At 42.7% G+C, this 715-nt stretch carries 1 protein-coding gene and 1 pseudogene; both read left to right on the forward strand.

The features are described 5' to 3' along the window. A pseudogene (locus NTD82_RS00375) lies at positions 1 to 210 on the forward strand (hypothetical protein); the annotation flags it as partial. Beyond that, positions 210 to 668 (forward strand): hypothetical protein, encoded by a 459-nt coding sequence (locus tag NTD82_RS00380; protein WP_262127381.1) that lies wholly within the window; start codon positions 210 to 212, stop codon positions 666 to 668. The pseudogene NTD82_RS00375 and the gene NTD82_RS00380, both read left to right, overlap by 1 nt. Positions 669 to 715: the final 47 nt, after the last annotated feature.

The raw sequence follows: 715 nt of genomic DNA on the forward strand, positions 1-715 counted from the left end.
CGAGATGTACATATTGCAGGTCCGACGTATGGCGGGAAAAATACTCCTGCTCAGATTCAGCAAGATGCAGCGGACCTGTGCGGTGCAGTTTGTCGTGACACAGAAGCTTTGCGGGCAAATCTGAACAGTCGAGGTTATGATTCGAAGTTAGTAGATGAAACTGTTCAAAAAATAGTTGAAAGAAATCGCAATACGGGGGTTATTAAATAATGAACACTTTGTCGGATTTTGTTCGGGCTCTTGGTCAGGATGAAAACGGGGAAATAGTCACCGACTTATGTCGAAAAGTCGGAGAATTGCCAGCCGTTTCGGAAACCCCGGATAACTATAATGACCCGGAAGGTAAGACAAAATTTTATAAGTTTATTAAATCTGGTATAGAGATTGGGTTTCGTTCGGGAAAATTAAATCACATTCATTTTTTTGTGCAGCCTCACGAAGGTTATTCGGCATATACGGAAGATGTGCTTGGTCGTATAGCTCAAGCATGGTGTGTTCAAGATGTTATTGCAGAGCTAGGATCACCTAGCAAAGAGGCCCCAGGTAGAGTCGATGTGTTAATCGGCTATGTACAGCAGTGGCTAAAGTATGAGTTTAAGACGTACGCTCTACGCATGGAGTTTTCGAAAGATGGACGCTTGTGGAAAGCGACGCTAATATCAAGTTGATCGCTTTAAGCGTAGCAATGGATTAGATGTTTGTGTGATTTTTAGAT

This window comes from Pseudomonas sp. 5P_5.1_Bac1 (genome assembly GCF_025466015.1).
GTDB lineage: Bacteria > Pseudomonadota > Gammaproteobacteria > Pseudomonadales > Pseudomonadaceae > Aquipseudomonas.

What these genes read in the sequence shown, in the direction of transcription:
- NTD82_RS00380 (WP_262127381.1), top strand. Translation starts at nt 210, where the DNA reads ATGAACACTTTGTCGGATTTTGTTCGGGCTCTTGGTCAGGATGAAAAC.